Annotated in this window: 25 protein-coding genes; 10 read left to right on the top strand and 15 right to left on the bottom strand. The window is 66.3% G+C overall.

What is annotated here, in order from left to right:
* Positions 1-14 precede the first annotated feature (14 nt).
* Positions 15-848: an alpha/beta hydrolase gene (locus OC534_RS00305; RefSeq protein ID WP_166473468.1), complete on the top strand. Its 834-nt coding sequence runs from the start codon at positions 15-17 to the stop codon at positions 846-848.
* 34 nt (positions 849-882) lie between these two features.
* Here the strand turns inward: OC534_RS00305 and glmS are convergent, their stop codons facing one another.
* Positions 883-2,724 (bottom strand): glutamine--fructose-6-phosphate transaminase (isomerizing), encoded by a 1,842-nt coding sequence (gene glmS, locus OC534_RS00300; protein WP_136005223.1) that lies wholly within the window; start codon positions 2,722-2,724, stop codon positions 883-885.
* A gap of 205 nt (positions 2,725-2,929) precedes the next feature.
* On the opposite strand from glmS, the gene OC534_RS00295 reads away from it, so the two are divergent.
* The 7 genes from OC534_RS00295 (at position 2,930) to OC534_RS00265 (ending at position 10,679) form a co-directional block, all read left to right on the top strand.
* Positions 2,930-4,198 (top strand): efflux RND transporter periplasmic adaptor subunit, encoded by a 1,269-nt coding sequence (locus OC534_RS00295; RefSeq protein ID WP_262071186.1) that lies wholly within the window; start codon positions 2,930-2,932, stop codon positions 4,196-4,198.
* A gap of 46 nt (positions 4,199-4,244) precedes the next feature.
* A complete protein-coding gene (locus OC534_RS00290; protein ID WP_017354869.1) occupies positions 4,245-4,964 on the top strand; it encodes an ABC transporter ATP-binding protein in 720 nt (239 codons plus the stop codon).
* Between the two features lie 7 nt (positions 4,965-4,971).
* Entirely contained in the window at positions 4,972-6,273 is a 1,302-nt protein-coding gene (locus OC534_RS00285) for an ABC transporter permease (RefSeq protein ID WP_262071185.1), read from the top strand.
* A 16-nt stretch (positions 6,274-6,289) separates the two neighbouring features.
* Positions 6,290-7,510, top strand: a complete 1,221-nt coding sequence (locus OC534_RS00280) for an FtsX-like permease family protein (RefSeq protein WP_026070580.1) — start codon at positions 6,290-6,292, stop codon at positions 7,508-7,510.
* Between the two features lies 1 nt (position 7,511).
* Complete coding sequence (locus tag OC534_RS00275) at positions 7,512-7,922, top strand: PDZ domain-containing protein (protein ID WP_153164809.1); 411 nt, start codon at positions 7,512-7,514, stop codon at positions 7,920-7,922.
* A gap of 79 nt (positions 7,923-8,001) precedes the next feature.
* Positions 8,002-9,342, top strand: a complete 1,341-nt coding sequence (locus OC534_RS00270) for a sigma-54 dependent transcriptional regulator (protein WP_017354873.1) — start codon at positions 8,002-8,004, stop codon at positions 9,340-9,342.
* A complete protein-coding gene (locus tag OC534_RS00265; protein ID WP_017354874.1) occupies positions 9,339-10,679 on the top strand; it encodes a HAMP domain-containing sensor histidine kinase in 1,341 nt (446 codons plus the stop codon). Before OC534_RS00270 ends, OC534_RS00265 begins: the two co-directional genes overlap by 4 nt.
* A gap of 37 nt (positions 10,680-10,716) precedes the next feature.
* On the opposite strand, the gene glmU is transcribed toward OC534_RS00265, so the two are convergent.
* Positions 10,717-12,081: a bifunctional UDP-N-acetylglucosamine diphosphorylase/glucosamine-1-phosphate N-acetyltransferase GlmU gene (gene glmU / locus OC534_RS00260; protein ID WP_017354875.1), complete on the bottom strand. Its 1,365-nt coding sequence runs from the start codon at positions 12,079-12,081 to the stop codon at positions 10,717-10,719.
* An 85-nt stretch (positions 12,082-12,166) separates the two neighbouring features.
* Between glmU and OC534_RS00255 the strand changes: the two genes are divergently transcribed.
* Complete coding sequence (locus OC534_RS00255; protein WP_262071184.1) at positions 12,167-12,550, top strand: GtrA family protein; 384 nt, start codon at positions 12,167-12,169, stop codon at positions 12,548-12,550.
* A gap of 63 nt (positions 12,551-12,613) precedes the next feature.
* Here OC534_RS00255 and OC534_RS00250 read toward each other — a convergent pair whose 3' ends face one another.
* The 9 genes from OC534_RS00250 to OC534_RS00210 form a co-directional block, all read right to left on the bottom strand.
* Positions 12,614-13,036: a F0F1 ATP synthase subunit epsilon gene (locus OC534_RS00250; RefSeq protein WP_017354877.1), complete on the bottom strand. Its 423-nt coding sequence runs from the start codon at positions 13,034-13,036 to the stop codon at positions 12,614-12,616.
* A gap of 111 nt (positions 13,037-13,147) precedes the next feature.
* Complete coding sequence (atpD, locus tag OC534_RS00245; protein ID WP_017354878.1) at positions 13,148-14,554, bottom strand: F0F1 ATP synthase subunit beta; 1,407 nt, start codon at positions 14,552-14,554, stop codon at positions 13,148-13,150.
* Positions 14,555-14,592: 38 nt separating this feature from the next.
* On the bottom strand, positions 14,593-15,456 hold the full coding sequence (gene atpG / locus OC534_RS00240) for a F0F1 ATP synthase subunit gamma (RefSeq protein ID WP_017354879.1): 864 nt from the start codon (positions 15,454-15,456) through the stop codon (positions 14,593-14,595).
* Between the two features lie 78 nt (positions 15,457-15,534).
* Positions 15,535-17,082 (bottom strand): F0F1 ATP synthase subunit alpha, encoded by a 1,548-nt coding sequence (gene atpA, locus OC534_RS00235; RefSeq protein WP_017354880.1) that lies wholly within the window; start codon positions 17,080-17,082, stop codon positions 15,535-15,537.
* 44 nt (positions 17,083-17,126) lie between these two features.
* A complete protein-coding gene (locus tag OC534_RS00230; RefSeq protein ID WP_017354881.1) occupies positions 17,127-17,654 on the bottom strand; it encodes a F0F1 ATP synthase subunit delta in 528 nt (175 codons plus the stop codon).
* A gap of 3 nt (positions 17,655-17,657) precedes the next feature.
* Positions 17,658-18,128 carry a F0F1 ATP synthase subunit B gene (locus OC534_RS00225; protein ID WP_017354882.1) on the bottom strand — a complete coding sequence of 157 codons (471 nt, stop codon included), beginning with the start codon at positions 18,126-18,128 and terminating at the stop codon, positions 17,658-17,660.
* 111 nt (positions 18,129-18,239) lie between these two features.
* Positions 18,240-18,542: a F0F1 ATP synthase subunit C gene (gene atpE, locus OC534_RS00220; RefSeq protein WP_017354883.1), complete on the bottom strand. Its 303-nt coding sequence runs from the start codon at positions 18,540-18,542 to the stop codon at positions 18,240-18,242.
* A 66-nt stretch (positions 18,543-18,608) separates the two neighbouring features.
* Positions 18,609-19,439: a F0F1 ATP synthase subunit A gene (atpB, locus tag OC534_RS00215; RefSeq protein WP_017354884.1), complete on the bottom strand. Its 831-nt coding sequence runs from the start codon at positions 19,437-19,439 to the stop codon at positions 18,609-18,611.
* 31 nt (positions 19,440-19,470) lie between these two features.
* Entirely contained in the window at positions 19,471-19,839 is a 369-nt protein-coding gene (locus OC534_RS00210; protein ID WP_026070583.1) for a hypothetical protein, read from the bottom strand.
* A 550-nt stretch (positions 19,840-20,389) separates the two neighbouring features.
* On the opposite strand from OC534_RS00210, the gene OC534_RS00205 reads away from it, so the two are divergent.
* Entirely contained in the window at positions 20,390-21,199 is an 810-nt protein-coding gene (locus OC534_RS00205) for a hypothetical protein (protein WP_026070584.1), read from the top strand.
* Positions 21,200-21,530: 331 nt separating this feature from the next.
* Here the strand turns inward: OC534_RS00205 and lpdA are convergent, their stop codons facing one another.
* The 4 genes from lpdA to OC534_RS00185 form a co-directional block, all read right to left on the bottom strand.
* On the bottom strand, positions 21,531-23,330 hold the full coding sequence (gene lpdA, locus OC534_RS00200; protein WP_166473471.1) for a dihydrolipoyl dehydrogenase: 1,800 nt from the start codon (positions 23,328-23,330) through the stop codon (positions 21,531-21,533).
* 17 nt (positions 23,331-23,347) lie between these two features.
* Positions 23,348-23,974, bottom strand: a complete 627-nt coding sequence (locus tag OC534_RS00195; protein ID WP_136005238.1) for a hypothetical protein — start codon at positions 23,972-23,974, stop codon at positions 23,348-23,350.
* Between the two features lie 44 nt (positions 23,975-24,018).
* On the bottom strand, positions 24,019-25,413 hold the full coding sequence (gene aceF / locus OC534_RS00190; RefSeq protein ID WP_262071183.1) for a dihydrolipoyllysine-residue acetyltransferase: 1,395 nt from the start codon (positions 25,411-25,413) through the stop codon (positions 24,019-24,021).
* Between the two features lie 212 nt (positions 25,414-25,625).
* On the bottom strand, positions 25,626-26,147 hold the full coding sequence (locus OC534_RS00185) for a DNA-deoxyinosine glycosylase (RefSeq protein WP_262071182.1): 522 nt from the start codon (positions 26,145-26,147) through the stop codon (positions 25,626-25,628).
* Positions 26,148-26,181: the final 34 nt, after the last annotated feature.

Raw genomic sequence — 26,181 nt, 5'->3', positions numbered from 1 at the left:
GATGGATGCCCGGCATGACCCGCTCCCTGTTCTTCCGCGGCCTGATCGCCGCCCTGCTGTCACTGACGTGCCTGGCCAGCGCCTCGGCGGCTCCTTCCGCCACACTGCCGTTGCAGGTGTCCGCCGAGCGCGCCACCACGATGGATGTCTGGGTCCCGGCAGAGGTCCGCGGCGTGGTGCTGTTCTCCAGCGGCCACGGCGCATGGCCGGCACGCTATGACGCGTTGCTGCAATCCTGGTCGGACGCAGGCTTTGCCGTGGTGGCACCGCTGCACGTCGATTCGGTCAGGCACCCGGACCGGGCGCAGTTCTCCCTGCAGCAGGGCTTCAGCGAACGCCTCGTGGACATGCATGCGGCCAGCGCCTATGCCGCGGCGCGCTGGCCGCAGGTGCCGGTGGTGGCTGCCGGCCACAGCCTGGGGACGTTGATTTCGGCGATACTCGGGGGCGCGCTCGCCGACCTTGGCCCCCTGCGCGATCCCACCGTGGTGGCGGTGCTGGGCTACTCCTCGCCGGGCCGTATTCCGGGCCTGATCGGCCCGGATGCCTATGCCACACTGGCGGTGCCACTGCTGCTGATCACCGGCGACCAGGACCGGGTGCCGGGCTTCGTCACCGATCCGGTGGATCACCTGTATCCGGTGCAGACCGCACCGGCGGGCGACAAGACCGCGCTGGTGCTGTCAGGCGGCGACCACAATCTGATCGGCGCACAGGACGGCACCCAGGTGCTTCGTGCCCGCGCCCTCGGCACCGCGTTCCTGCAGTCCCGGGTACTGGCCGACGATCAGGCGACGCAGCTGCTGGCGGCGCCGCCGCGCGACGGCGAGCAGTGGCTGCGCCGCTGAGGCGCGTCGTCGGCGGGCCACCACAGTCGACCGCTTATTCCACCGTCACGCTCTTGGCCAGATTGCGCGGCTTGTCCACGTCGGTGCCGCGCGCCAGCGCGGTGTGGTACGCCAGCAACTGCACCGGCAGGGTATGCACGATCGGGCTGAGCACACCGGCATGGCGCGGCGTGCGGATCACGTGCACGCCTTCGGACTCGACGAAGTTGCTGTCCTGGTCGGCGAACACGAACAACTCGCCACCGCGGGCGCGCACTTCCTGCATGTTGGATTTGACCTTCTCCAGCAGGCTGTCGTTCGGCGCGATCACCACCACCGGCATGTCTTCGTCCACCAGCGCCAGCGGCCCGTGCTTGAGCTCGCCCGCCGGATAGGCCTCGGCGTGGATGTAGGAGATTTCCTTGAGCTTGAGCGCGCCTTCGAGCGCGATCGGATAGTGCAGGCCACGGCCCAGGAACAGCGCATTGGGCTTGCGCGCGAAGCGCTCGGCCCAGGCCGCGATCTGCGGCTCCAGGTTCAACGCATGCTGCACGCTGCCCGGCAGGAAACGCAGCTGTTCGAGGTAGTCCGCTTCCTGCGCGGCATCCACGCGACCGTGCAGCTTGCCCAGCACCACGGTCAGCTGGAACAGCGCCGCCAACTGGGTGGTGAAGGCCTTGGTCGAGGCCACGCCGATCTCGGCGCCGGCGCGGGTATAGCAGACCAGTTCGCTGGCACGCGGAATCGCGCTTTCCGGCACGTTGCAGATCGACAGCGTATGCAGGTGCCCCAGCGACTTGGCGTACTTGAGCGCCTCCATCGTGTCCAGCGTTTCGCCGGACTGGGAAATGGTGACGATCAGGTGCTTGGGATTGGCGTACGCGGCGCGGTAACGGTACTCACTGGCGATCTCCACGCTGCACGGCAGGCCGGAGATGGCCTCGATCCAGTAGCGCGCCGTCAGGCCGGCGTAGTAGCTGGTGCCGCAGGCGATGATCTGCACGCCTTCGATGCCCGACAGCACGGCCTCGGCGTTCTTGCCGAACAGCTCGGCCGGGAAACCACCGGCGTCGATCGCCGCCTCGATGGTGTCGCCCAATGCACGCGGCTGCTCGTGGATTTCCTTCTGCATGAAGTGACGGTACGGGCCGAGCTCCAGCGAGGCCAGCGACACATCCGACAGGTGCACCTCGCGCACGACCGGCTGGTCGCGGTCGTCGTACACCTGCACGCCATCGCGGCGGATATCGGCGGTGTCACCTTCTTCCAGGAAGATCACCCGGCGCGTGGCCGAGATGACCGCCGACACGTCGGAGGCGACGAAGTTCTCGTCCTCCCCCAGGCCAACCAGCAGCGGGCAGCCCATGCGTGCACATACGAAGTGCTCCGGCTCGGCGCGGCTCATCACCGCCAGCGCGTAGGCACCGGTCAGTTCCTTGACCGTGCGCTGCAACGCCGACAGCAGGGTGTCGCCGTCCTTGAGGTGATGGTGCATCAGGTGCGCGATGACTTCGGTATCGGTCTGCGACTCGAAGGTGTAGCCCAGCGCGATCAGTTTCTCGCGCTGTGCTTCATGATTTTCGATGATGCCGTTGTGGACCAGCGCCACCCCGTGGCTGATGTGCGGATGCGCGTTGGCTTCGGTCACCCCGCCGTGCGTGGCCCACCGGGTGTGGCCGATGCCCAGCATGGCATCGAAGCCCTCGCTGGCTGCGGCCTTCTCCATCTCCGCCACGCGCCCGGTGCGGCGCACGCGGCGTACGTCCGGCTGGGCGCCACGACCGTCGATGACGGCAATGCCGGAGGAATCGTAGCCGCGGTACTCCAGCCGCTTCAGTCCCTCGATGAGTACCGGTACCACGTCGCGATTGGCGATCGCTCCCACAATGCCGCACATATGATTCTGATCCCTGCCGTTGAGCTTCGCATTCTAGCGTGGCGTCCGTGTCCGCCACGCCGCTGTCCGCTTAACGAAAGTGTCCGCGCCGGTGTCCGCGGACAGGCGGACAGCCCGACCAGAATTTCAAGCCATTGTTTTTATTGGGTTAAAAGTTGGCACGGAGTCTGCTCTCTCTTGGGCAACCCAACCGCGAACGAGCCCGATGATCCGCGACACTTCCGCCCAGGACCAGACTCTCTCCGTTGCCGGCACCCCTGCCCCCTGGAAGCGCTGGCTGTGGCCGGGGCTGGCCGCACTGGTGGTGCTGCTGGCCATCGGCTTTGCCGCACGGGCCTGGCTGGGTGCCAGCCGCTCCTTCGACAGCGCGCGGGTGCGCATCGCCGAGGTCAAGCGCGGCGACCTGGTCCGTGACATCGCCGCCGACGGCCGTGTGATCGCCGCCAACAGCCCGGTGCTGTACGCGATCTCGGCCGGTACGGTGAATCTGAAGGTGGTCGCCGGCGACGTGGTCAGGAAGGGCCAGGAACTGGCCGTGATCGACAGCCCCGAACTGCGCAGCAAACTGGCCCAGGAACAGGCCACGCTGGCCGGCCTGGAAGCCGAAGCCAGCCGCGCCACGCTCGACGCCACCCTGGCCCGCGCCAAGGCGCGCAAGGAAACCGACCAGGCCGCCATCGAGCGCCAGGCCGCCGACCGCGACCTGCAGCGCTACCAGCGCGGTTTTGACGGCGGCGCGGTGCCGCAGATCGACCTGGCCAAGGCCAACGACAGCCTCAAGAAGGCCGACATCCAGCTGGCCAACGCGCAGACCGATGCGCGCCTGCAGAGCCAGGGCGCCGACCTCGACGCCCGCAACAAGCACCTGCTGGCCGAACGCCAGAAGGCGGTGGTGGCCGAAGTCCAGCGGCAGGTCGATGCCCTGACCCTGCGCGCACCGTTCGATGGCCAGGTCGGCCAGGTCCAGGCGACCCAGCACACCAATGTGATTGCCAATGCCCCGATCCTGGGCGTGGTCGACCTGTCGCGCTTCGAGATCGAGATCAAGGTGCCGGAGAGCTTCGCCCGCGACCTGGCGATCGGCATCCCGGCGCAGCTGACCAGCGGCAACGGCCAGCCGTTCCCGGGCGAGATCAGCGCGGTGTCGCCGGAGGTGGTGGCCGGCGAAGTCAACGCCCGCATCCGTTTCTCCGACAAGCAGCCGCAGGGCCTGCGCCAGAGCCAGCGGATGCAGGCGCGGGTGATGCTCGATACCCGCCGCAACGTGGTCAAGGTGGAACGCGGCCCGTTCGTCGAACAGGGCAACGGCAATGCCTACGTCATGGACGGCAGCACCGCCGTCCGCCGCCCGGTCAAGCTCGGTGTGAGCAGCCTGGGTGAAGTGGAAGTCCTCTCTGGCCTGCAGCCCGGCGATCGCGTCGTGGTGTCCGGCAGCGATCTGTTCGGCGATGCCGAAAAGGTCTCCATCAACTGATTCCCCAACACACGCCACCCTCAACGAACCGCAAAGGAAAACAGTCATGCTCGAGATGCGCTCGGTCGCCAAAGTGTTCCGCACCGAACAGGTGGAAACCCATGCCCTGCGGTCGCTGGACCTGCACGTCCGCGAAGGCGAGTTTGTCGCCGTGACCGGGCCCTCTGGGTCGGGCAAGACCACGTTCCTCAACATCGCCGGCCTGCTGGAGACCTTCACCAGCGGCACCTACCTGCTCGACGGCCAGGACGTGAGCACGCTGGGCGATGACGCGCGCAGCCGCCTGCGCAACCAGAAGATCGGCTTCATCTTCCAGGGCTTCAACCTGATCTCCGACCTCAACCTGTTCGACAACGTGGACGTGCCGCTGCGCTACCGCGGCATGCCGGCCGCCGAGCGCAGGCAGCGCATCGAGCATGCCCTGACGCAGGTGGGTCTGGGCTCGCGCATGAAGCACTACCCGGCCGAACTGTCCGGCGGCCAGCAGCAGCGTGCGGCCATCGCGCGCGCGCTGGCCGGCAGCCCCCGCCTGCTGCTGGCCGACGAACCGACCGGCAACCTCGACAGCCAGATGGCACGCGGCGTGATGGAGCTGCTGGAAGAGATCAATGCAGCCGGCACCACCATCGTCATGGTGACCCACGACCCCGAGCTGGCCGCGCGCGCGCAGCGCAACGTGCACATCGTGGACGGCCAGGCCACCGATCTGCTGCGCGATCCGGTGCTGGCCACCCCGCGCGTCGCCGTCGCTACCGCCAACGACTGAGGCCACCATGCTCGCCTACTACTTCCGACTGGCACTGCGCAGCTTCCGGCGCAACCGCGTGCTGACCGCGCTCATGGTGCTCGCCATCGCGCTCGGCATCGGCGCCTCGATGACCACGTTGACGGTGTTCCATGTCCTGTCCGGCGACCCGATTCCGCACAAGAGCGACCGCCTGTTCTCGGTGCAGGTCGATCCGCGGACGATGCTGGGCTACCAGCCCGGCGAAGAGCCCGAAGACCAGATGACGCGCTTCGATGCCGAAGCACTGCTGCGCGAACGCCAGGCCAAGCACCAGGCGGTGATGACCGGCGGCGGGGTCACGATCGAACCGGACAAGGCCGCGCTGCGTCCCTTCGATACCGATGCGCGCTACACCTCCAACGACTTCTTTGCGATGTTTGACACGCCCTTCCTGTATGGCCGCGCATGGTCGGCCAATGAGGATGAGGGCCGTGGCCGCGTGGCGGTGATTTCCCGCACGCTCAACCAGAAGCTGTTCGACGGGGCCGACAGCATCGGCAGGACCATCCGCATGGATGCCACGGCCTTCACCGTGGTCGGCGTGCTCGACGAATGGAATCCGAACCCGCATTTCTACGATCTGGAGACCGGCCGGTATGGCGGCAGCGAAGACGTCTATCTGCCGTTCTCCACGGCGATGGATCTCAAGCTCGGTCGCAACGGCAACATGAACTGCTGGGGCAACTCCAATGGCGATGAGACCGGGATCAATGCGCCGTGCACGTGGCTGCAGTACTGGGTCGAGCTGCCCTCGGCCGGTGATGCCGATGACTACCGGGCCTACCTGAACAACTATTCCGCGCAGCAGAAGGCCGCCGGTCGCTTCCAGCGCCCGCCGAACGTCCGCCTGCGCAACGTCATGGAATGGCTGGACTACAATCAGGTGGTCCCCAGCGATGTGCGGCTGCAGCTTTGGCTTGCGATGGGCTTCCTGCTGGTCTGCCTGATCAATACCGTCGGCCTGCTGCTGGCCAAGTTCCTGCGTCGCAGCGGCGAGATCGGCGTGCGCCGTGCTCTGGGTGCCAGCCGCGCGCAGATCTTCCTGCAGTCGCTGGTCGAAGCCGGCACGGTTGGCCTGGCCGGCGGTGTGCTCGGCCTCGGGCTGGCCGCGCTCGGCCTGTATGCGGTACGCCAGCAGCCGGTGGAGTACGCCAAGCTGGCCACGCTGGATGGACAGATGCTGCTGCTGACCTTCGCGCTGACCCTGGTGGCCAGCCTGCTGGCCGGCTTCCTGCCTGCGCTGCGCGCCATGCAGGTCGCCCCCGCCATCCAACTCAAAACGCAGTAAGGATCCGGAGCACATGATGGATATCCGCCCCATTCTCACCACACTGCGCCGGCACAAGACCGCCGCCGCCCTGATCGTGCTGGAGATCGCGCTGACCTGCGCGATTGTCTGCAACGCGCTGTTCCTGATCGGGCAACGCATCGAGACCATCAACCAACCCAGCGGCATCGCCGAGGATGAACTGGTGGAAGTGCGCCTCGGCGGCATCGGCAAGCAGGTCAACGTCGAGGCGCGTACCCGCGAAGACCTGGCCGCGCTGCAGAGCGTGCCGGGCGTCAAGAGCGTAGTGGCCATCAACCAGCTGCCGTTCCGGAACAACTCCTGGAACACCAGCCTGTCGCGCGTTCCCGACCAGGAGCGCCCCACGCTCAACGCGTCGCAGTACTTTGCCCGGGAAGGGACGGTCGACACGCTCGGCCTGGAACTGATCGCCGGCACCGATTTCCAGCCCGGCGAGTATCGCGAGTACCAGGACGTGGTCAGCGATCCGACCACAGAAACCACGGGCAGCTCGGTGATTCTGACCAAGTCTGCCGCCGACAAGCTGTATCCGGATGGCGATGCGCTCGGCAAGACGATCTACAGCGGCCGCTCCCCGCTGCGCGTTACCGGCGTGGTCAAGGAGCTGGGCCGCCCGACCCGGGTCAACGGCGATACGCATGACTCGATGCTGCTGCCGGTGCGCATGTCCTACGACATGGGCTTCTACCTGATCCGCGTCACCGACCCGGCACGACGCGACGAAGTGATCAAGGCTGCCGTCGCCGCACTGGAACGGGTCGATTCGAGCCGACTGGTGCGGGCCAAGGTCACCTATCAGGAGCAGCGCGAAAAGTATTTCGCCAACGACCGTGCGATGGTGGGCCTGCTCATCACCGTGTGCGTCGCGCTGCTGGTGGTGACCGCCCTGGGCATCGTCGGTCTGGCCAGCTTCTGGGTGCAGCAGCGCACCAAGCAGATCGGCATCCGTCGTGCCCTGGGCGCGACCCGCAGCCAGATCCTGCGCTACTTCCAGACGGAGAACTTCCTGCTGGCCACGGTGGGCATCGTGCTCGGCATGCTGATGGCCTACACGATCAATCTGTACCTGATGAACAACTACGAGCTGCCGCGCATGCCCCTCAGCTACCTGCCGATCGGCGCGGTGCTGCTGTGGCTGCTGGGCCAGATCGCCGTCTTCGGCCCGGCACGCCGCGCCGCCGCCGTTCCCCCTGCCGTTGCCACCCGGAGTGCCTGAGATGCGCCAGACCCGAATCGCGCCCCTGCTGCTGAGCCTTCTGCTGGCCAGCGCCCCGGCGGTGGCCGCCGCCCAGACCGAGACCGCGCGCCTGGAGTGGCGCGATACCGACCACCATCTGGTGGTGGATGCCAGCAACGGCATCGTGCGCGTCACCACCACCGAACCGGATGGCTACTTCGGCGTCCGCAGCGGCGACCGGATTCTGCGTGTGGACGGCAGGCCGGTGCGGCGGATCGACGATGTGAGCGAGGTGCTGGCCCGCAGCAGCCGCACCCGGTTGCCGGTGACGGTGCTGCGCCGCGGCAGCGAGGCCACCGTGGAGGTCAATACCGCCGCGTGGCGCAACGTGGTGCCTGTCGATGCGCCGGCACCGCCGGCACCGCCTCCGCCGCCCAGCCCGCGCGGCTGAGGTGGCCCGCGCCGGGCCGTCTGCACGTTGGCCCGGCGCTCCGGTACTCTTGATCCCACTTACCGGCCCCCGATGACGCATGCCTTCGATTCTGATCATTGACGACAACGCCAGCGTCGGCACCGCGCTGGAGGTGCTGTTCTCCCTGCACGACATCGATGCGCTGCATGCGCTGTCGCCCGAGGCCGGGTTGGCCCTGCTGGAACAGCAGCCGGTCGACCTGGTGATCCAGGACATGAACTTCACCGAGGACACCACCTCCGGTGAGGAAGGCGAAGCGCTGTTCGAGCAGATACGCGCCCGCCATCCGGATCTGCCGGTGATCCTGCTCACTGCCTGGACGCACCTCAGCAGTGCGGTGGACCTGGTCAAGGCCGGCGCGGCCGACTACCTGGCCAAGCCGTGGGACGACCGCAAGCTGCTGACCACGGTCAACAATCTGCTGGAGCTGTCCGAGACCCGGCGCGAGCTGGACCGCCGCCGCGAGCGTGAACTGCGCGACCGCTCGGCGCTGGAAGCCCGTTATGACCTGCGCGGAGCGGTGGTAGCCGACCCGGCCAGCGAGCGCGTGGTCAATCTGGCCTGCCAGGTGGCCCGCTCGGCACTGCCGGTGCTGATCACCGGCCCGAACGGCGCCGGCAAAGAGAAGATTGCCGAGATCATCCAGGCCAATTCGCTGGTCGCCAAGGGCCCGTTCGTCGCGCTCAACTGCGGCGCGATTCCGTCCGAGCTGATCGAGGCCGAACTGTTCGGTGCCGAAGCGGGTGCCTACACCGGCGCCAACAAAGCGCGTGAAGGCAAGTTCGAGGCCGCCGACGGCGGCACGTTGTTCCTGGACGAGATCGGCAACCTGTCACTGGGCGGGCAGATGAAGCTGCTGCGCGTGCTTGAGACCGGGCGCTTCGAGCGACTGGGCTCCAACCGCGAACGCCAGGTCAAGGTGCGTGTGATCAGCGCCACCAACGCCGACCTGCCGGCCATGATCCGCGACGGCCAGTTCCGCGAGGATCTGTACTACCGCCTCAATACCGTCGAGCTGGCGCTGCCGCCGTTGGCCGAGCGGCCCGGCGACATCCTGCCCCTGGCCGAGCGTTTCCTGGACAGTGGCAAGCCGTTGTCCACGGCGGCAGCCACCGCGCTGCAGCGGCACGGCTGGCCGGGCAACGTGCGTGAGCTGCGCAACGTGCTGCAACGCGCCGGCCTGCTGGCAATGGGCCCACGTATCGAGGTGGGTGATCTCAATCTGCCACGCGCCGCAGCGCCCCGCGCCGCCAGTCCAACGGTGGATCCGGATCGCAGCCGGATCGAAGCGGCATTGGCCCACAACCACGGCATCATCGCCCAGACCGCTGCCGAACTCGGGCTCAGCCGCCAGGCGCTGTACCGGCGCATGGACCGTTACGGCATCCCGCGCGAATGAAGCGGCGCTCATTCACCTTACGGCTGTTCCTGCGCCTGCTGCCGGTGCTTGCCCTGGCTGCCGCATTCCCGTGGTACCTGGCGTTCTGGCTGGACCACGGCTGGGCGGTCACCGCGATTTCCATCGTGGTGCTGTTGTCGCTGATGTGGTGGAGCCTGCGCCGCGCGACCGCACCGGTGCGTTCGCTGCTGCGCGCGCTGTCCGGCACCACCAGCAGCTACCGCGACGGCGAGTACAACTTCAGCGTGTACTGGCCCGGCAACGACGAGCTGGGGGACCTGGTGCAGGCGCACCGCGACCTGGGCGACGTGCTGCGTGAGCAGCGCCAGGGCCTGGTCCAGCGCGAGCTGCTGCTGGACACGATGGTGCAGAACACCCCCGTATCGATGCTGCTGCTGGCCAATGGCGGCGACGGCGTGCAGCGCGTGGTGTTCTCCAACCTGGCCGCACGCAAGCTGCTGCACCACGGCTGGAAACTGGAAGGCCAGCGCATGCAGGACGTGCTGGAGACCATGCCGGTGGAACTGCGCGACGCCATCCAGCGTGGCGGCGACAGCCTGTTTGCGGTCCGCGAAGAGGAAGGCGACGAGGACGACGAGCAGGTCTATCACCTGTCGCGGCGCAACTTCCATCTCAACGGCCGTCCGCACGATCTTCTGCTGATCCGCCTGCTCACCGCCGAGCTGCGCCGGCAGGAAGTGCAGACCTGGAAGAAGGTGATCCGCGTCATCAGCCACGAGCTCAACAACTCGCTGGCACCGATCGCCTCGTTGGCGCACTCCGGCGGCGAACTGGTCCGGCGTGGCAAGACCGAACGGCTGGAAGAAGTGTTCGCCACCATCGAAGAGCGCGCCCGGCATCTGGAGGGGTTCATCCGGGGCTACGCACGCTTCGCCAAGCTGCCGCAACCGCAGTTGCAGAACGTGCAGTGGCTGCAGTTCCTGACCAGCCTACAACACCAGATTCCGTTCCGCATGGAGGCCATTGCCGACGATCTGCACAGCCGGGTGGACATCGCCCAGTTGGGCCAGGCGCTGCTCAACCTGCTCAAGAACGCGCACGAAGCCTGCAGCGAAGCCGAACCGCCCAACGATGATGTCGAGCTGCGGCTGACCCGCCTGCCGCAGTGGGTGCGGCTGGAAGTCCTGGACCGCGGCAAGGGCATGAACGAGGCGGTGCTGCAGAACGCGCTGATGCCGTTCTACTCGACCAAGCGCAACGGCACCGGCCTGGGCCTGGCGCTCACGCGCGAGATCGTCGAGGCACACGGCGGCCGCATCTCGCTGCAGAACCGGCGCGAAGGCGGTCTGTGCGTGGCGGTTTTCCTGCCGGTGTAATCGCCGGCAGGCGGAGACGCGCGTTGGGCGTCGCGCCTTACCGCTTCACCGGCCGCTTCCACCCATCAATGGTCTCCTGGCGCGCACGCGCCACGGTCAGCTTGCCCTCGGGCGCGGTCCGGGTGATCACCGAACCGGCCGCGATGGTCGCGCCCTGTCCGATCTCCACCGGCGCCACCAGCGAACTGTTGGAGCCGATGAAGGCGTGGTCGCCGATGGTGGTCTGCGACTTGTTCACCCCATCGTAGTTGCAGGTGATGGTGCCGGCACCGATGTTGACCTTGCTGCCGATCACCGCATCGCCCAGATAGGTGAGGTGGTTGGCCTTGCTGCCCGCGCCCAGCACCACCTTCTTGGTCTCCACGAAATTGCCCACGTGCGTGCCTTCGGCGAGCACCGTGCCGGGACGCAGGCGCGCGAACGGGCCGATGTCGGCCGCGCCCTCGCTGACCACCCCGTCCAGGTCGCAATGCGGTTTGACCACGGTGCCGGCTGCGAGCGTGACGTCCTTGAGCCGGGTGAACGCGCCGATGCTGACGCCGTCACCCAGCACCACGTCGCCTTCCAGGATCACGTTGACGTCGATCTGCACATCGCTGCCCACGCGCACCGTGCCACGGATGTCCAGGCGCGCCGGGTCCAGCACGCGTGCGCCCTGCGCGCACAGCGCACGCACCGCGCGCAGCTGCCAGGCACGTTCGAGCTGGGACAGCTGCCACGGGTCGTTGGCGCCTTCGGCCTCCTGCGCGTCGTGCACGAACGCCATCTCCGCCGGGGTGTAGTCGCCGGCGGCCGCTGCGAACACGTCGGTGAGGTAGTACTCGCCCTGCGCGTTGGCGTTGGAGAGCTGGGACAGCCACCGACGCAGCGCGGTCGACTCGGCGGTGATGATGCCGGTATTGATGGTGCGGATGGCGCGCTGCTCGTCGTTGGCGTCCTTCTGTTCGACGATCGCGGCGACCTTGCCTTCGGCGTTGCGCACGATGCGGCCATACCCGGTGGGATTGGCGACTTCAGCCACCAGCACCGCCAGCCGTCCAGGCTGGGACAGCAGATGGCGCAGGGTGTCGGCGCGGATCAGCGGCACGTCGCCGTACAGCACCAGCACCGTGGCGGCGTCAGGCACGTCGGGCATCGCCTGCAACACCGCATGTCCGGTACCGAGTTGTCGGGACTGCTCGGCCCAGCGCAGGTCGGGCTGGTCGGCGAATGCACGCTGCACGGCCTCACCGCCGTGCCCGTAGACGACATGGATGGCGGCCGGCTGCAGGTCACGCGCCGCCTCGATCACGTGGGCGAGCATCGGTTGCCCGGCAATCGGCTGCAGCACTTTGGGCAGCGCCGACTTCATGCGCTTGCCGGCACCGGCGGCCAGGATGATCACGTGCAGGGGCTGGGTCATGGTCGATCGCGTTCCAGGGAATCGTAGAAGCGAATTCTAGTGCCACGCTCGTTAACATGTGGACTCCTTCCGCGCGGAACACTCCGTGAGCCTGATCCGCCAGGGCAGCAGCTATCTCGCCATCGGCCTGCTCCAGCTGGCACTGGACTGGGCGCTGTTCGTGGGCGCCACCGCGCTGGGCGTGCCCGCGGTACCGGGCAATCTGATCGGCCGCGTCGGCGGGATGCTGCTCGGCTTCTGGCTCAATGGCCGCTACACCTTTGCCGAGCAGGGTCGCCAGCGGCTCGGCTGGCGCCGCTTCGCGCGCTTCCTGGCCGTCTGGCTGCTGCTGACGGCGATCAGTACGGTGCTGGTGGCGCTGGTGGCCACCCACCTGGGCCTGCGCAACGCGTGGCTGGCCAAGCCGCTGGTCGAAGCGGCACTGGCGGCGGTGTCCTTCGTGCTGCTGCGGCACGTGGTCTACCGCTGACAAAAAAAAACGCCGGCAAGCCGGCGTTCTCCCTTCGCAGCGGGCGCCGTCGCGCCCTACCGCTTAGTGCTTCAGATTCTTGCGCAGGCGCTCGAGGGCCTGCAGCTGGGCGGTGACTTCGGCCAGACGCTGCTGGGCTTCGGCCACTTCCATCGCTTCGCCACGGTTGGCAAGGATGCGCTCGGCTTCTTCCTTGGCCTTGCGGACCGAGGCTTCGTCGATGTCCTGTGCGCGGATCGCGGTGTCGGCCAGCACGGTCACCACCTGCGGCTGCACTTCGAGGATGCCGCCGGAGATGGCGAAATCCAGCTGCTCGCCGCTCGGCGTGGTCACCACCACCTTGCCCGGCTTGAGGCGCGTGATCAGCGGGGCGTGCTTGGGCGCGATGCCCAGTTCGCCCAGCTCACCGGTGGCCACGACCAGGGTAGCCTCGCCACGGAAGATTTCCTGCTCGGCGCTGACGATGTCGCAACGGATGGTGCTCATGAAACTCTCTTCGCTAGGGGGCGGGTTGAACCCACCGCAGGTTTTCCGCAGCGGTGGGCCTGGGCCCACCCCGTGTCACGGTCGGAACGGGCCATGCCCGTTCCTGCCGCATCAGGCCTTCTCGGCCATCTTCTTGGCCTTCTCGACCGCTTCTTCGATGCTGCCGACCATGTAGAACGCCTGTTCCGGCAGGTGGTCGTATTCGCCATCGACGATGGCCTTGAAGCCACGGATGGTGTCCTTCAGCGACACGTACTTGCCCGGCGAACCGGTGAACACTTCGGCCACGTGGAACGGCTGGCTGAAGAAGCGCTCGATCTTGCGGGCGCGCGACACGGCCTGCTTGTCTTCTTCGGACAGTTCGTCCATGCCCAGGATCGCGATGATGTCCTTCAGTTCCTTGTACTTCTGCAGGGTCTGCTGGACGCGCTGGGCGGTGTCGTAGTGCTCGTGGCCGATGACCAGCGGGTCCATCTGGCGGCTGGTGGAGTCCAGCGGATCGACGGCCGGGTAGATACCCAGCGAGGCGATCGAACGCGACAGGGTCACGGTCGAGTCCAGGTGGGCGAAGGTGGTCGCCGGCGACGGGTCGGTCAAGTCATCCGCGGGCACGTACACGGCCTGGATCGAGGTGATCGAACCGTTCTTGGTCGAGGTGATGCGCTCCTGCAGGACGCCCATTTCCTCGGCCAGGGTCGGCTGGTAGCCCACGGCCGACGGCATACGACCCAGCAGTGCCGACACTTCGGTACCGGCCAGGGTGTAGCGGTAGATGTTGTCGACGAACAGCAGCACGTCCTTGCCCTTGCCGTTTTCGTCCTTCTCGTCGCGGAAGTACTCGGCCATCGTCAGGCCGGTCAGCGCAACGCGCAGACGGTTGCCCGGCGGCTCGTTCATCTGGCCGTACACCATCGCGACCTTGTCCAGGACGTTGGAGTCCTTCATCTCGTGGTAGAAGTCGTTGCCCTCACGGGTACGCTCGCCCACGCCGGCAAACACGGACAGACCGCTGTGCGCCTTGGCGATGTTGTTGATCAGTTCCATCATGTTGACGGTCTTGCCGACGCCGGCGCCGCCGAACAGGCCGACCTTGCCGCCCTTGGCGAACGGGCACATCAGGTCGATGACCTTGATGCCGGTTTCCAGCAGCTCGGTGGCCGGGGACTGGTCTTCGTACGACGGGGCCTCGCGGTGGATTTCCCAGCTGTCGCTGGCGGCCACCGGGCCGGCTTCGTCGATCGGACGGCCCAGCACGTCCATGATGCGGCCCAGGGTGCCTGCACCGACCGGCACCGAGATGGCGCGTTCGGTGTTGGTGGCCACCAGGTTGCGCTTCAGGCCGTCGGTGGAGCCCAGCGCGATGCAGCGGACCACGCCGTCACCCAGCTGCTGCTGCACTTCCAGCGTGATTTCGGTGTTGTCCACCTTCAGCGCGTGGTACACCTTCGGCACCGACTCGCGGGGGAATTCCACGTCGACGACGGCGCCGATGATCTGAACGATCTTGCCCTGACTCATTGCTGCATCCTCTAAATTAAATGCTTTGACTGCGCGCGTCAGACTGCTGCCGCGCCGCCGACGATTTCCGAAATTTCCTGGGTGATCGCTGCCTGGCGCGCCTTGTTGTAGACGAGCTGCAGGGTTCCGATCAGCTTGTTCGCGTTGTCGCTGGCCGACTTCATCGCGACCATGCGTGCCGCATGCTCGGAGGCCACGTTTTCCAGTACAGCCTGGTACACCAGCGATTCGACGTAACGCGTCATCACGTGCTCCAGCACGGTCGCGGCGTCGGGTTCGTACAGGTAGTCCCAGTCGTGGTGCGCGACCTGCTTTTCAGCGGCCGGCAACGGCAGCAGCTGGTCGAAGCTGGCCTTCTGGGTCATCGTGTTGATGAAGCGGTTGTAGACCAGGTACACGCGGTCGACCTTGCCCTCGGTGAATGCATCAAGCATCACCTTGATCACGCCGATCAGCTGTTCCAGGTGCGGCACGTCGCCCATGTGGGTGACGGTACCCACCATGTTGACCTTGACCCGGCGGAAGAAGGTGGATGCCTTCTGGCCGATGGTCACCACGTCGATCTCGGCGCCCTTGTCCTGCCACTCGCGGACTTCGCCGAGCATTTTGCGGAACAGGTTGTTGTTCAGGCCGCCGGCCAGGCCGCGGTCGGAAGAGACCACGATGTAGCCAACGCGCTTCACGTCATCGCGCTGGACCAGGAACGGATGCTGGTAGTCGGTGCTGGCCTGCGCCAGGTGGCCGATCACCTGCTTCATCGCCTGCGCGTACGGACGCGACGTCTTCATCCGCTCCTGCGCCTTGCGGATTTTGGAAGCCGAGACCATTTCGAGCGCGCGCGTCACCTTGCGGGTGTTCTGCACGCTCTTGATCTTGGTTTTGATTTCGCGTCCGCTTGCCATCTTTGATTCCCGTAGAGCGGGGCTCAGCCCCGCTGCATTCAACGGTGAGGCGGGGCAGAGCCCCGCCGCACGTGCGTCTTACCAGCTGCCGGTGGTCTTGAACTCGGCGATGCCCTTCTTGAAGGCCGCTTCGATGTCATTGTCCCAACCGCCGGTGGCGTTGACCTTGCCGACCAGCTCGCCCTGGGTGTTGGCGAAGTGCGCATGCAGGCCTTCTTCGAACGCCAGCAGCTTGTTGACCGGCACGTCGTCGAGGTAACCCTCGTTGACGGCGTAGATCGACAGCGCCTGGTTGGCGATCGACATCGGGGCGTACTGCTTCTGCTTCATCAGCTCGGTGACGCGCTGACCGCGCTCCAGCTGCTTGCGGGTGGCTTCGTCCAGGTCCGAGGCGAACTGCGCGAAGGCTGCGAGCTCACGGTACTGGGCCAGCGAGATACGGATGCCGCCGGACAGCTTCTTGATGATCTTGGTCTGGGCCGCACCACCGACGCGCGACACCGAGATACCGGCGTTCACGGCCGGGCGGATGCCGGAGTTGAACAGATCGGTTTCCAGGAAGATCTGGCCGTCGGTGATCGAGATCACGTTGGTCGGCACGAACGCCGACACGTCACCCGCCTGGGTTTCAATGATCGGCAGCGCGGTCAGCGAGCCGGTCTTGCCCTTGACGGCACCGTTGGTGAACTTCTCCACGTACTCTTCGGAGACGCGGGCGGCGCGCTCGAGCAGGCGGGAGTGCAGGTAGAACACGTCGCCCGGGTAGGCTTCACGGCCCGGCGGACGCTTCAGCAGCAGCGAGATCTGGCGGTAGGCCACGGCCTGCTTGGACAGATCGTCGTACACGATCAGCGCATCTTCGCCGCGGTCCATGAAGTACTCACCCATGGTGCAGCCCGAGTAGGCGCTGATGTACTGCATGGCAGCCGATTCGGACGCGGTGGCGGCCACGACCACGGTGTGGGCCAGGGCGCCGTTCTCTTCCAGCTTGCGCACGATGTTGGCCACGGTCGAGGCCTTCTGGCCGATCGCGACGTACACGCACTTGATGCCGGTGTCCTTCTGGTTGATCACCGCATCGATGGCCAGGGCGGTCTTGCCGGTCTGGCGGTCACCGATGACCAGCTCGCGCTGGCCGCGGCCGATCGGGATCATCGAGTCGACGGACTTGTAACCGGTCTGCACCGGCTGGTCGACCGACTTGCGCCAGATCACGCCCGGGGCGACGCGTTCCACCGGTGCGGTGGCCTGCGCGGCGATCGGACCCTTGCCGTCGATCGGCTCACCGAGCGCGTTCACGACGCGGCCCAGCAGTTCCGGACCGACCGGCACTTCCAGGATGCGGCCGGTGGTCTTGGCGACATCGCCTTCGCGCAGATGCTCGTAGCCGCCCAGCACCACGGCGCCGACCGAGTCGCGCTCCAGGTTCAGGGCCAGGGCGAAGGTGTTGTTCGGCAGTTCGATCATTTCGCCCTGCATCACGTCGGCCAGACCGAAGATGCGCACGATGCCGTCGGACACGCTGGTCACGGTGCCTTCGTTGCGCGATTCCGCGGCCAGCTTGACCTTCTCGATGCGGTTCTTGATCAGTTCGCTGATTTCGGAGGGGTTGAGCGTGGTTGCCATCGTCAAGTCCTAGTGCCGGCGGTCACGCCGGACGTTAAATGAATTCAGTTAGCGAGCGCGGTCTGCAGGCGCGACAGCTTGCCCTTGAGCGAGCCATCGATCACCACGTCGCCGGCATCGATCACGGCACCACCGATCAGCGACGCATCGACGGCGGTCGACACCTCCACTTCGCGGCCGAAGCGCTTGCGCAGCGCGGCCTTGATGGCGTCCAGTTCCGATGCGGACAGTTCAGTGGCGGACGTCACCGTGGCCTTGACCACGTGTTCCGCTTCGGCGCGCAGCTGGTCGTACATGCCGGCGATTTCCGGCAGCAGCGGCAGGCGATGCGCCTCGGCCAGGATGGCGAGGAAGCGACCGAAGGTCTCGCCGGCCGATTCCGGCGCCAGCAACGCGACGGCGTCGTCGCGCTCCAGCTCCGGGTTCGACAGCAGGGCCGCCACGCGCGGGTCGGCAGCTACGTGGGCGGAGAACGCAAGCGCGTCCGACCACGGCGCGAACGTGCCTTCGTCGCGCGCGGTCGCGAACGCGGCGCGGGCATACGGGCGTGCAAGCGTGAGGGCCTGGCTCATCGATCAGATCTCCGATGCCAGCTCGTCGAGCAGCGCCTTGTGGGCGTTGGCGTCGATTTCGCGCTTGAGCAGCTTTTCGGCACCGCTCACGGCCAGCGCGGACACCTGCTTGCGCAGATCTTCACGGGCACGGTTGGCGGCAGCTTCGATCTCGGCGTGGGCCAGTTCTTTCTGGCGGTTGGCTTCGACGATGGCTTCGTTCTTGGCAGCATCAACGATCTGGTTGGCGCGGGCATGGGCCTGATCGATGATCTCGTTGGCCTTGGTGCGCGCATCCTTCAGGGCATCGTTGACCTTTTCCTGCGCCTGGGCCAGATCTTTCTGGCTGCGGTCGGCAGCGGCGAGGCCTTCAGCGATCTTCTGCTGACGCTCTTCGATGGCGTTCATCAACGGCGGCCAGATCTTGGTCGCGATGATCCAGATCAGACCGGCAAACGCCAGTCCCTGGGCAACGAGGGTAAAACCGATATCCATGGGGTTCGCTCAATCGGGGGTGACGGGGTGGATGGGCCGCCTGGGCGGCGCATCCGATCCTTCATCCGCGATCAGGCGCACAAGGCGCCTGATCGTTTCGCTGTTGCTGGATTAACCAGCAACCTGCGGCAGGCGTGCAACGAACTCGCCGATCATCGGGTTGGCGAAGGCCAGCAGCAGGCCGACGGCGACCGAGATGATGAACGCGGCGTCGATCAGGCCGGCGGTGATGAACATGCGGACCTGCAGAACCGGAATCAGTTCCGGCTGACGGGCAGCCGATTCCAGGAACTTACCGGCCATGATGGCCAGACCGAGACCGGCACCCAGCGCGGCCAGGCCGATCATGATGCCGACGGCGAGGACGGTGGAGCTCTGGACTTGGGCGAGGTTGGTCAGGACGGCGAAGTACATGGTTTTCTCCTGGAACTTTGAATAGCTAAGGGTTTAGAAACAAACGGATGAAGGGTGAAGCGGAACTCAGTGAGCGTCTTCCGACAGGCTCAGGTACACGATGGACAACATCATGAAGATGAACGCCTGCAGCGGAATCACCAGCAGGTGGAACAGCATCCAGCCCAGGCCGAATGCACCGCCCGCGATGGCACCGGCGATACCGGCACCGCCCAGCACCCAGATCAGCAGGAAGACGATCTCGCCGCCGAACATGTTGCCGAACAGTCGCATCGCCAGCGAAATCGGCTTGCTCAGCCACTCGACGATGTTGAGGATCAGGTTGAACGGCAGCATCCACTTGCCGAACGGCGCGGTCAGGAATTCCTTGGTGAAGCCGCCCAGACCCTTGGAGCGCAGGCCGAAGAACAGCATCAGGAAGAACACGCTGATCGACATGCCGAGGGTGGCATTGACGTCGGCGGTCGGGACCGGCTTCCAGAAGGCGTAATCATGCGGATGGGCAGCGCCCATCTGGCCTGCCGCCCACTCGGTGAAGGCGTTCATCGGGAAACCGATGAAGTCGGCCGGGATCATCTTGATGAGGTTCATCAGGAGGATCCAGAAGAAGATCGTGATCGCGATCGGGGTCACCAGCTTGCTGGTGCCGTGGTAGGTGTCCTTGGCCTGGCGGTCAACGAACTCCAGGCAGATCTCGACGAACGCCTGCCACTTGCCCGGAACGCCGGCGGTCGCCTTGCGCGTGGCCAGCCAGAAGCCGAACACCATGACCAGGCCCATCAGGAGCGAGGTGGCGAGAGTATCCAGATGCAACGCCCACGGGCTGTCACGCATCACCACAAGATTCTGCAGGTGATGTTGGATGTAGGAGGTGGGAGTTAGCGCCTCGCCTGCCATGTGTCCGGAACCTTGAGTTAAATAAATTGGATCAGCGCCTGGCCAGAGCCAGGACCTGGAACATCAACCCGACGGCGATACCGGCCAACAGCGCCAATGCAGGCAGCTTGAAGACCAGGAACCCCACCATCAGGACGCCGAATACGAGCACCCACTTTGCCACGACTGCCAGGATCAGGCGGGTCATCGCCGAGCCTGCCGCCTGCACGCCGCCACCCAGCGCCATCCGCGCCGCCACCCAACCGGCCGCCGAGACCGCCACGCCGGAGACCAGCGCCCCCAGGGCTGCCTTCGGGCCACCCCACAGAAGCAGGGCCAGAGCCAGGACAGCCACTGCAGCGAGCGGGTAAACCGCTGCGCGCAGCATCAGTCGCCGACCCGCGTCAACGGAGTTCAGCACGTGAATGTCCTGCATGGTTGTGAGTAGGAAAGGCCGAGGCCGCAAGCAACCGCCTCGTCGAGCCGCCAAATTATAGCAATGGGACAATTTGAGAGACAACCGGTCCCTGTTCATCCCGGATGTGAGCAACCCGTTGGACGCGCCCAGAGGCCTGTTCCACCGACGGTCCAATCCCGTCAGGACAGGGGTGGACGATGACGCGATGCAGCATATTGAACTTTGGTCGCACCTCACGGTCTGATCGATCAGCCTGCTCCTGAATCCTCGTCGGCGTCCCGCGAGCAGGCCAGTACCGGGTGACCCCGAAGCCCTCTCGGGGTCACCCTTTTTTTTGCGGCGGTGGCGCCGGCGCCCGCCTCTTGTCCTGCCCTGACCCGCGCCATAACGCCATTGGACCACGGTACCGGCCACCGCGCCGGACCGGGGGTCATTCCGCGCGCATGAACGGTACACACAGCGTCCACCATACGTTCACGAATGGTGGACGCCGGTCTGGGCAGAGTGATGTCACATCAATGAATCACTGCAAGGACACACACCGATGCGCCTGATGCTTTCCCTCCTCGCCCTGCCACTGGCCGTGGCTGCGATCACCCATGCCGAGACCGCCAGTGCCGCCGAGGGCGACGACCGCTTCGCGCTGCGCCTGGGCGCGATGAACATCGATTCGGACAACACGCTCCGCGGCAGTACCACGGTGGCGGGCCAGGACGTGGGCTTCGATGAGGACTTCAAGCTTGGCGGCAAGGAATGGGAACCGCGCGTGGACGGGATGTTCCGCATCAGCGACCGCCAGCGCCTGCTGTTCAACTACTTCAAGTACGACAAGGATCGCCGCGAAACGCTGGATGACGGCATCAGCTTCGGCGGCGTCAATGTCCCGGCAGGCAGCTTCGTCAAGGGCGAGCTGAAGTATCAGGTGGCCAGCCTGGTGTACGACTATTCGGTCGTGGACACCGACACGTTCGACCTGGGCCTGCAGATCGGTGCCGAATACGCCAAGGTCAGCACCAAGGCCTACGCCGACGTGGGCGATCTGTACCAGGGCCGCTTCCTGGATGAGAAGACCGACGGCGTGGCCCCGGTGGTCGGCGCACGCCTGAGCTTCACCCCGTCGGAAAAGTGGATGATCACCTTCCAGGGCCAGTACCTGAACACCGACTGGGGCAACTTCGACGACTACAAGGGCGACCTGAGCCGCGCCAATGCCATCGTCGATTACCGCCTCACCCAGAACTTCGGCCTCTTCGCCGGCTACGACTGGTTCAAGCTCGACGCCGACAAGAAGGGCAGCGACGGCACCATCGGGCTGAAGCAGGAATTCAAGGGCCCGGTGGCCGGTATCAGCGTCACCTTCTGACCTGCAACAACGGCTCTCCAAACGCGGCAACAGGGTGACCTGTTGTCGCGTTTTCGTTTGGGCGCGGCAAAAGCGCGCGACGTCAAAGGCACGGCGCCCACGGCGTACCGGGGGAGGGCAGCCCATGCCAGGACACGCCGTAAACCCGTCCGTGGGGGCTCGATGGCGGCATCCATGCCGCCAACGGTCCTGGCATGGGCCGCCCGGCGCGCGTCCACGTGACAACGGAGGCGCCACGCAGTTGAAGTTGACGTTGCTGTTGAACAGAAAAACCCGGCTTTCGCCGGGTTTTTCCATTGAACACGCATCACCACCAACAGATGGCGGGCGCTTACTTCTTCTTGGGCATGTACAGATCGGTGATCGTGCCGTCGTAGATTTCCGCGGCCATCGCCACCGATTCGCTCAGCGTCGGATGCGCGTGGATGGTGTGGCCGATGTCTTCGGCCTCCGCACCCATCTCGATCGCCAGACCGATTTCGGCCAGCAGGTCACCGGCGTGCACACCGACGATCGCGCCGCCGATGATGCGGTGGGTCTCTTCGTCGAAGATCAGCTTGGTGAAGCCTTCGGTACGGCCGATGCCGATCGCGCGGCCGCTGGCGGCCCACGGGAACTTGGCCACGCCGACCTTCAACCCCTTGGCCTTCGCCTCGGTCTCGGTCACGCCGACCCACGCGATTTCCGGATTGGTGTAGGCCACCGACGGAATCACCCGCGCCACCCACTCCTTCTTCTCGCCTGCGGCCACTTCCGCCGCCAGTTTGCCTTCGTGCGTGGCCTTGTGGGCCAGCATCGGGTTGCCCACGATGTCGCCGATGGCGAAGATGTGCGGCACGTTGGTGCGCATCTGACGGTCGGCGGGAATGAAACCGCGCTCGGTCACCTGCACGCCGGCCTTCTCGGCATCGATCTTCTTTCCGTTCGGGGAGCGGCCCACCGCCACCAGCACGCGGTCGAAGGTGGTGGCCTCCAGGCCCGGCTTTTCGCCTTCCACGGCGGCCTCGAAGGACACGGTGATGCCGGCCTTGTCCGCCTTGACGTCGGTCGCCTTGGTCTTCAGGTGCACCATGATGCCCTGCTTCTTCAGGCGGTCGGCCAGCGGCTTGACCAGGTCCTTGTCGGCGCCCGGCATCAGCTGGTCCATGAACTCGACCACGGTCACTTCGCTGCCCAGCGCACCGTATACGGTGGCCATTTCCAGGCCGATGATGCCGCCACCGACCACCAGCAGCTTGCCCGGCACCTCGGCCAGTTCCAGCGCATCGGTGGAGTCCATGACGCGCTTGTCGTCCCACGGGAAGTTCGGCAGCTTCACTGCCTGCGAGCCGGCGGCGATGATGCACTGCTCGAAGCGCAGCAGCTGGGTCTTGCCGTCGTCGCCGACGATCTCCAGCTCATTGGCCGACACGAACTTCGCCAGGCCCTGCACCGTGCGCACCTTGCGCTGCTTGGCCATGCCGGCCAGGCCCTTGGTCAGCTGCGTGACCACTTTTTCCTTGTAGCCGCGCAGCTTGTCCAGGGTGATGGTCGGCTTGCCGAATTCAACGCCGAAATCACCGGCATGGGCGACTTCATCGATCACTGCGGCGGCATGCAGCAGCGCCTTGGAGGGAATGCAGCCCACGTTGAGGCAGACGCCACCGAGGCTGGCGTAACGCTCGACCAGCACGGTGTCCACACCTAGGTCGGCCGAACGGAAGGCTGCGGTGTAACCGCCCGGGCCTGCGCCCAGCACCACCATCCTGCACTCGATGTCGGCCGGCTTGCCCGAGGACAGCGCCGGCTGCGGCGCGGCCGGTTCGGCCGGGGCGCGGTGCGAGGGGGTCACCGGCGGCTTGCTGGCCGGTGCAGCCGGGGCGGGTGCCGCAGCGGCAGCCGGGGCAGCCGCGCCTTCGGCCTCCAGCACGACCACCACGTCGCCTTCGGACAGCGAGTCACCCAGCTTGACCTTGATTTCCTTGACCACGCCAGCGGCCGAGGACGGCACTTCCAGCGTGGCCTTGTCCGATTCCAGCGTGACCAGGCCCTGGTCCTTCTTCACTGTGTCGCCCACCGCGACCAGCAGTTCGATTACCGGCACATCGCTGTAATCGCCGATGTCGGGAACCTTGATTTCAATAGCGGCCATTCGTGTTCTCCTGGTGCTCAGCCGGCGTTGCCGCCGAGCAGTTGCTGCAGTTCGTCGAGCGACTCGTCCAGATCCTGCCAGCGACGGTCGAGCTTCTTTTCCTTGGTGTCGCTGGCTTCGATCAGCAGCGCCACCTGTTTCATGATCACTTTGCCGGCGCCGCACTCCGGCCGCGTGCCGCTGTAACGTTCGCCATCGACCATGAAGGACAGCACTTCGCCATCCAGCACGGGCGCCTTGCGGTCGGCGGGGACGCCGGCGTCGAGCGCGGCCTTCCAGCTGCGCATCAGGCGCTGCGCCAGCGCCGCCGGGATCCGCACCTGGTACTGGTCCGGCTCCTGGTCCACGCGCAGCTCCAGGCCCCCCTGGCGCGCACTGTTGTTCCAGTTGTACACGCGCTTGTCGGCGCGGCTGAAGCGCAGGGTCCATTCCTGCTCATCGGTGCCGGGCAGCAGCGCCACGCCAGTCTCGACACCGCTCTTGGGCAGGGTCACCAGCGACAGCGCGGGCTGCGCCTTGCCATCGAACAGGGTTTCCACCGCCTGGCCGTAGTTGCCTACGGCCGGCGGCCAGCCACGACCGAGGTCGATGCTGCAGCCGGCAGCGCCTGCCTGTGCCGCCGGCAGGAGCGCCAGCAGCGCCATCGCATGGAGCCGGACTCTGCCCGGCTGCGATGCCAGGCCTTGCCTCACAGCAGCACGCGCCGCATGTCGGCCAGCACCTGCGACAGGTAGGTGGTGAAGCGTGCCGCCAGCGCACCGTCGATGACGCGGTGGTCATAGCTCAGCGACAGCGGCAGCATCAGCTTCGGCGCGAATTCCTTGCCGTTCCAGACCGGCTGGATCGACGACTTGGACACGCCCAGGATGGCCACTTCCGGCGCATTGACGATCGGGGTGAACGCCGTGCCGCCGATACCGCCCAGCGAGCTGATCGAGAAGCAGCCACCGCTCATGTCGGCCGGGCCCAGCTTGCCGTCGCGAGCCTTCTTGGCCAGTTCGCCGGATTCCTGCGCGATCTGCACCACACCCTTCTTGTCCACATCGCGGATCACCGGCACCACCAACCCGCTCGGGGTGTCGGCGGCGAAACCGATGTTGAAGTACTTCTTCAGGGTCAGATTCTCGCCGCTGGCATCCAGCGAGGCGTTGAACTCGGGGAACTTCTTCAGTGCCGCGGCGCTGGCCTTGACCAGGAAGGCGAGCATGGTCAGCTTGATGCCGGCCTTCTCGTTTTCCTTGTTCAGCGCCACGCGCAGGGCTTCCAGCTCGGTGATGTCGGCCTGCTCGAACTGGGTGACGTGCGGAATCATCGCCCAGTTGCGCGCCAGGTTGGCGCCGGAAATCTTCTTGATGCGCGACAGCGGCTGGACCTCGACCTCACCAAACTTGGCAAAGTCGACCTTCGGCCAGGGCAGCAGGTTCAGCCCGCCGCCGGCGGCAACGGTGCCGCCGGCCGCCGGCACGCCGCCGGTCAGCGCGGACTTGACGAACTTCTGCACGTCGCCCTTGGTGATGCGGCCACCCTTCTCGGTACCGGTCAGCTGGTTCAGATCGACGCCCAGCTCACGGGCGAACACGCGCACTGCCGGGGAGGCGTACGGGACCTTCTGCGGCAGCACGCTGTCGGCGCTGAACTGCACCGGCGGGCTGCTCGGGGCGCCGGCCGACGGCGCGGCGGCGGCCGGGGCGGGCTGGGTCGGCTTGGACGCGGCCTGCTCGATCTCGCGCGCGGCCAGCTTGTCCGGCTGCGCCGGGGCGGCGACCGGCTCGACCTTGGTCGCGGTCTCGGCAGCGGCCGGTGCGGCAGCAGCAGCGGCCGGCTTGGCCTCGGCCTCGCCTTCGGCCACTTCGATCAGGGCCACGACCTTGCCCTCGGAGAGGTTGTCGCCGACCTTGACCTTGATTTCCTTGACCACGCCAGCCACCGAGGACGGCACTTCCATCGTGGCCTTGTCCGACTCCAGCGTCACCAGACCCTGGTCCTTCTTGACGGTATCACCAACGGCGACAAGCACCTCGATTACCGGGATATCGCTGTAGTCACCGATATCGGGGACAAGTGCTTCCTTGATTTCGGCCATGGGGATAACTCCGGCAATCTGGTGTAGGGAATCCTCTATTGTGGGGGCAGGAGGCGCTAGCGCCAACCTGCTTGTGCCAATTTCAATGCCCCTGTCCCGGGACAGGCTGTTTCAGCGCGCGTTACATGCACGGCCGCCGCCCGTGGCCGCGTGACCAGTCGGTGCCGTATTGTCCGCCTTGTCCCCCGCGTCCCTGCCGGCAGAGGCCGCCCTCAACCGGTCAACGCCGCGGCCAACGGCGCCCACGCCACCTGCAGGCGCGGCAGCGGCCAGGCCGCGTTGGCCGGGCTGGTCGACGGCAGCGACCACACCGGCAATGCCTGCGCCCGCGCCGACAGCGACGGGGCGATATGCCGCAGGAACGCACGGTGCGCCGTGCCACCGTTGCAGCAGATCGCGCGCAGGGCCGGCAGCGTGTCAATCAGGGCCGGCAGTGCATTGGCCACTTCACTGCCGCGCACGATCGACGCATCCAGGCTGCCGGCGCGCTCGCAGCGGCCGATCACGTCCCACACGCCCACGCCTGCGGCCAGCAGCGCCTCCATGCGCGCGGCGTAGGGCAGCATCGCATCGACATCGCACAACGCCGCCATCAGCGGCCAGAACCGGTTGCGCGGATGAGCGTAGTACTGCGCCGCCTGCAACGAGGCGATGCCGGGCATGGAACCGAGCACCAGCACGCGCGCATGCGCATCGACCTGCGCAGGAAGCCCTTGGCACTGCATGGTGTTCATCACTCCACGTCCAACTGCATGAATGTCCAGCGTC

Source organism: Stenotrophomonas sp. Marseille-Q5258, from assembly GCF_946900935.1.
In the GTDB taxonomy this organism is placed as follows: Bacteria; Pseudomonadota; Gammaproteobacteria; order Xanthomonadales; family Xanthomonadaceae; genus Stenotrophomonas; species Stenotrophomonas nematodicola.
The sequence above is the reverse complement of the archived record's forward strand: the minus strand, read 5'-3'. Positions and strand labels throughout refer to the sequence as shown.

Coding starts and splice junctions, on each gene's coding strand:
- OC534_RS00280 (WP_026070580.1), top strand. CDS start 6,290: ATGGATATCCGCCCCATTCTCACCACACTGCGCCGGCACAAGACCGCC.
- OC534_RS00290 (WP_017354869.1), top strand. CDS start 4,245: ATGCTCGAGATGCGCTCGGTCGCCAAAGTGTTCCGCACCGAACAGGTG.
- OC534_RS00250 (WP_017354877.1), bottom strand. CDS start 13,036: ATGAGCACCATCCGTTGCGACATCGTCAGCGCCGAGCAGGAAATCTTC.
- glmU (WP_017354875.1), bottom strand. CDS start 12,081: ATGACCCAGCCCCTGCACGTGATCATCCTGGCCGCCGGTGCCGGCAAG.
- atpB (WP_017354884.1), bottom strand. CDS start 19,439: ATGGCAGGCGAGGCGCTAACTCCCACCTCCTACATCCAACATCACCTG.
- atpE (WP_017354883.1), bottom strand. CDS start 18,542: ATGTACTTCGCCGTCCTGACCAACCTCGCCCAAGTCCAGAGCTCCACC.
- lpdA (WP_166473471.1), bottom strand. CDS start 23,330: ATGGCCGCTATTGAAATCAAGGTTCCCGACATCGGCGATTACAGCGAT.
- OC534_RS00285 (WP_262071185.1), top strand. CDS start 4,972: ATGCTCGCCTACTACTTCCGACTGGCACTGCGCAGCTTCCGGCGCAAC.
- OC534_RS00230 (WP_017354881.1), bottom strand. CDS start 17,654: ATGAGCCAGGCCCTCACGCTTGCACGCCCGTATGCCCGCGCCGCGTTC.
- OC534_RS00265 (WP_017354874.1), top strand. CDS start 9,339: ATGAAGCGGCGCTCATTCACCTTACGGCTGTTCCTGCGCCTGCTGCCG.
- atpA (WP_017354880.1), bottom strand. CDS start 17,082: ATGGCAACCACGCTCAACCCCTCCGAAATCAGCGAACTGATCAAGAAC.
- atpD (WP_017354878.1), bottom strand. CDS start 14,554: ATGAGTCAGGGCAAGATCGTTCAGATCATCGGCGCCGTCGTCGACGTG.
- OC534_RS00275 (WP_153164809.1), top strand. CDS start 7,512: ATGCGCCAGACCCGAATCGCGCCCCTGCTGCTGAGCCTTCTGCTGGCC.
- glmS (WP_136005223.1), bottom strand. CDS start 2,724: ATGTGCGGCATTGTGGGAGCGATCGCCAATCGCGACGTGGTACCGGTA.
- aceF (WP_262071183.1), bottom strand. CDS start 25,413: ATGGCCGAAATCAAGGAAGCACTTGTCCCCGATATCGGTGACTACAGC.
- OC534_RS00205 (WP_026070584.1), top strand. CDS start 20,390: ATGCTTTCCCTCCTCGCCCTGCCACTGGCCGTGGCTGCGATCACCCAT.
- OC534_RS00225 (WP_017354882.1), bottom strand. CDS start 18,128: ATGGATATCGGTTTTACCCTCGTTGCCCAGGGACTGGCGTTTGCCGGT.
- OC534_RS00295 (WP_262071186.1), top strand. CDS start 2,930: ATGATCCGCGACACTTCCGCCCAGGACCAGACTCTCTCCGTTGCCGGC.
- OC534_RS00270 (WP_017354873.1), top strand. CDS start 8,002: ATGCCTTCGATTCTGATCATTGACGACAACGCCAGCGTCGGCACCGCG.
- OC534_RS00195 (WP_136005238.1), bottom strand. CDS start 23,974: ATGGCGCTGCTGGCGCTCCTGCCGGCGGCACAGGCAGGCGCTGCCGGC.
- atpG (WP_017354879.1), bottom strand. CDS start 15,456: ATGGCAAGCGGACGCGAAATCAAAACCAAGATCAAGAGCGTGCAGAAC.
- OC534_RS00305 (WP_166473468.1), top strand. CDS start 15: ATGACCCGCTCCCTGTTCTTCCGCGGCCTGATCGCCGCCCTGCTGTCA.
- OC534_RS00185 (WP_262071182.1), bottom strand. CDS start 26,147: ATGAACACCATGCAGTGCCAAGGGCTTCCTGCGCAGGTCGATGCGCAT.